Source organism: Desulfosarcina sp. (assembly GCF_046496365.1).
Classification (GTDB): Bacteria; Desulfobacterota; Desulfobacteria; order Desulfobacterales; family Desulfosarcinaceae; genus Desulfosarcina.
Map to the genome: position 1 here is coordinate 1 of NZ_JAWOHB010000066.1, position 3,691 is coordinate 3,691.

Sequence of the window (3,691 nt, forward strand, 5' to 3'; positions counted from 1 at the left end):
TCAGGCCGCTGAGATTGTGATCGATCTTTACATGGGCGTTAAAGGGTCCGGAACCGGCGATTTTGTCGATGTCAACCTGTCCTACAACGCTGTCCCGATCCCTGGCTCTCTGCTGCTGCTCGGCAGCGGTATGCTTGGGTTGGTCGCGATCAGACGCAAGATTTTCGGTTGACCCTTGCCGTAAGATAGCCCAAGGTACAGTCGTAAAGTCTACCTCATTTAAAAAGGCACTGCTACGCGCAGTGCCTTTTTACTTACCTGAGTTGGAATCCGCCTGCCGCTGCGGGCAGACTATCCGTCGGGCTGGGTTTCGATTTTTTACAGGTTCATCAAACCTGCTGGCGATATTGAATAAGGCATCCCTTCTCCCGGTTGTTTTTCTAATGCAGCCCGACGGGTGAAATTCTCAAGATCTTTGGAAATTGAGCAATTTTTTTCTCTGCATCTAGGTAAAAATTCTTCCCAAGGGCGCAGTGGTCTTGCCTGCAGTTATCCAACCCTTCGATAATAAATATCATTCCAATTACGCGCTGGTGGTATGTGAATTGCACAATACATGGCTGTCCGCCTGTAAAGGCTTGTCGAGCAGTGACATGCTTTCCCGGTACCTGTTCGCCGTGAATCCCGAATTGGAGCACAATTGTGAGAAAAATGCGATGTCCCTTGATCCTTGTAGCCCTGGTCCTTGTATTGGCTGCCAATGTGCGCGCCGCCGCTGAAATCACCCCCGACCTGCTGACCCGCATGGCATTACGCCTGCCCGATGACAAGGTGGCGGTGATCATCGAAATGGCCGACCAGGTTAAACTGCCTGAAGTGGCCCTGGGCAACCTGGCGGCCAACAGACCCCAGCTTCTGCGGTTGCTGCAGAGTAAAGCCGCCGCCAGCCAGAAGGTGCTCAAGGACCGGCTGCAGGCGGTGGGCGCGGACCGGATTATCCCCTTCTGGGTGTTCAACGGGATCTCGGCGCGCGTACCTGCCGATCGGATCGAAACGATCGCTGCCCTGCCGGAGATCCGCCAGATCCGCATGGAACGGGTCTTCAGGCTGCAGGTCACCGATGGTGTCGTCAGCGGCATTCCGGAATGGAACATCAACGCCATCCGCGCCCCGGAACTGTGGGCCATGGGTTTCACCGGTCAGGGAGTGGTGGTGGCCAACATGGACAGCGGCGTGGATATCAACCACCCCGATCTGTTTGACCGATGGCGGGGCGGCGCCAACAGCTGGTTCGACGCCTTTGACCCCGCGACGATGCTTCCCCGCGATGGCGACGGCCACGGCACCGCCACCATGAGCCTCATGGTCGGCGGGGATGCCGGTGGAACAGTCATCGGTGTTGCTCCCGGGGCCCGGTGGATCGCCGCGCGGGTGTTCGACGACCAGGGCGATGCTACCACCACGACCATCCACCAGGGCTTCCAGTGGCTGCTCGACCCCGACGGCGACCCCGACACCCCTGACGCCCCCGATGTGGTCAACAACTCTTGGAGCATCGAGCGCGTGGACCAGTGCGACACGGAATTCGAACCCGACGTGCGGGCCCTCAAGGCCGTGGGCATCGCCGTGGTCTTTTCCGCAGGCAACTATGGGCCCGACATGGCCACCAGCGTCAGCCCGGCCAACTACCCGGACAGCTTCGCCGTAGGCGCCGTGGACGACGCCACGCAGATCGCCCGATTCAGCAGCCGCGGGCCTACCGCCTGCCCGGAGGAGGAGGCCGGCCCCCGATGCGGTCCCGGGGCTCCATGTCCGCAAGCGGATGTTTTTCCGCATGTTGTCGCACCGGGCACCAGCAACGGCCCCCTGTTTTTCGGCGTCAAAACGGCCTACCCCTTCGGCGCCTATCTCTACCGCGAGGGCACCTCCTTTGCTGCTCCCCACGCGGCCGGCGCCATGGCCCTGCTCATGGAGGCCTTTCCGGGCATCACGGTTGCGGAACTGGAAGCCGCCGTCCAGCGCGGGGCGGTCGATCTGGGCGACAATGGGCCGGACGATGTCTATGGCCACGGGATGCTCGATGCGGTGCGCGCCCATGTGGCGATCCGCTGCCCCAGAGGTGGCAGGGACAGGGATCGGGACGGCATCCCCGACAGCTGTGATAATTGCACCCAGGCAGCCAATCCCGACCAGCGCGATACCGACGGCGACGGGTTCGGCAACATGTGCGACCCGGACCTCAACGACGACCTAACGGTCAACATCCTCGACTATCAGTTGTTCATCGTGGCTTTCGGCACGGACGACCCCCATGCCGATTTCAACGGCGACGGCAGCGTCAATATTGTCGACTACCAGACGTTCATAAATTTCTTCGGAAAGCCGCCCGGCCCTTCCGGACTGGCGCCTTAAAATTACCCCAATTGTTGTTTGACGAGGTCGGGCTTTTCTGTTAATTGGCATATGATCACTGGTTTATTTGTTTTTCGGCTTCGAGACCCAATCCCCTTATGGTCAAGGCAACCGCAATCTGTCGCCTTTGACGGCCTTCGGCTTTTTTGCGAAAGCGGAGCCAATCATGCAGCTCCAGCGCCATCCGGTTGACTCAACAGATTGCGGAGGCCTGGTCGGGTCGGATACGACCATGCGGAATTTTTTTTCATACCCATTAAAATTACAGGTGAGCCGATGCGATTAAAAACTTCTGTGTTGAGGGCGGCTTGCAGCCGCATGGGTTGGTTGCTGGTGTTAACCGCAGTGCTTGGCGGGTGCACGAGCCAGGCGTTGAAGCCGCCGTCGGGTCCAGACGCCCAGCAAGACCTCGAAAAATGGGGCATCCGCCTGGAAAGCATCCGGCTGACGGGAGCGGACCATTTCGTGGATTTTCGTTTTCGCGTGCTCGACCCCCAAAAAGCCGGCAGCCTGCTCGGCCGCCAAGAAAAGGCCTACCTGCTGCATGAACCCAGCGGCAGTGTCTTTAACGTACCCGTGACCAAAGTAGGCCCTTTGCGGGCATCGGGCGTCGACCCCAAGGCCGGCCGCACCTACGTGATTCTTTTTTCAAACACCAGCAAGATTATCCAGCCTGACGACCCGGTGACGGTGGTCATCGGTGATTTCCAGGCCACGGGCTTGCGCATCGGCATGTCCTGGGAGCGAGCCGTCGACCTCAGTCCCGAGCAGGAAGACAAATGGGAAGCGGTGCAGCGGGACCTTCTGCGTACTTACAAAGAATGCACATCGACCTGCGCCCACGACCGGACTTGCCAGAAGCAGTGCCGCGACGCCTACGAGTCCGATTTGGGCAATGCGTATGTGGAGATGTTGAGCCGGTGATCCGATCGACGGGAGCATGGCAGGTCGGGCTGCATCGACAGACGTTGCCCGACAGTCGTAAAAGATCGGATTGAACCTTCCCCGCGGCAAGCCGCGGGGAAGGTTCACCGTAAGGATGAAAATCGATTTCCAGTTCGCTCGCTAACCCCGCCGCAAGCGACGGGGAATGCGCTCGCTATCGCGGTTCAAATCGAAGGTCTGCGAACCCGCGGCCGCTGCCACCCCTGACCTTAGGTGGTGCGCAGAAATCTGAATTTTGTTGTGCGAACGCTGATGGTTCCGTAAAAAGTCGAAATTTCAGGTTTATTGTCATCCTCGCGAAGGCGGGGATCCATAAGATTCAGATAGTTATAGACTCCCGCCTCCGCGGGAGTGACACTGTTTGTGACTTTTTACGGGTTCATGAACGCTAAAG

The 3,691-nt window shown here is 59.0% G+C and carries 3 protein-coding genes; all 3 read left to right on the forward strand.

What is annotated here, in order from left to right; translation table 11 throughout:
* The first annotated feature begins 31 nt into the window (after window positions 1-31).
* The 3 genes from R6V78_RS05560 (at window position 32) to R6V78_RS05570 (ending at window position 3,276) form a co-directional block, all read left to right on the forward strand.
* Window positions 32-172, forward strand: a complete 141-nt coding sequence (locus R6V78_RS05560) for a PEP-CTERM sorting domain-containing protein (RefSeq protein ID WP_410288344.1) — start codon at window positions 32-34, stop codon at window positions 170-172.
* A gap of 479 nt (window positions 173-651) precedes the next feature.
* Complete coding sequence (locus R6V78_RS05565) at window positions 652-2,352, forward strand: S8 family serine peptidase (RefSeq protein WP_410288345.1); 1,701 nt, start codon at window positions 652-654, stop codon at window positions 2,350-2,352.
* A 276-nt stretch (window positions 2,353-2,628) separates the two neighbouring features.
* Window positions 2,629-3,276, forward strand: coding sequence for a hypothetical protein (locus R6V78_RS05570; protein WP_410288343.1), 648 nt, complete (start codon window positions 2,629-2,631; stop codon window positions 3,274-3,276).
* The last annotated feature ends 415 nt before the right edge of the window (window positions 3,277-3,691 follow it).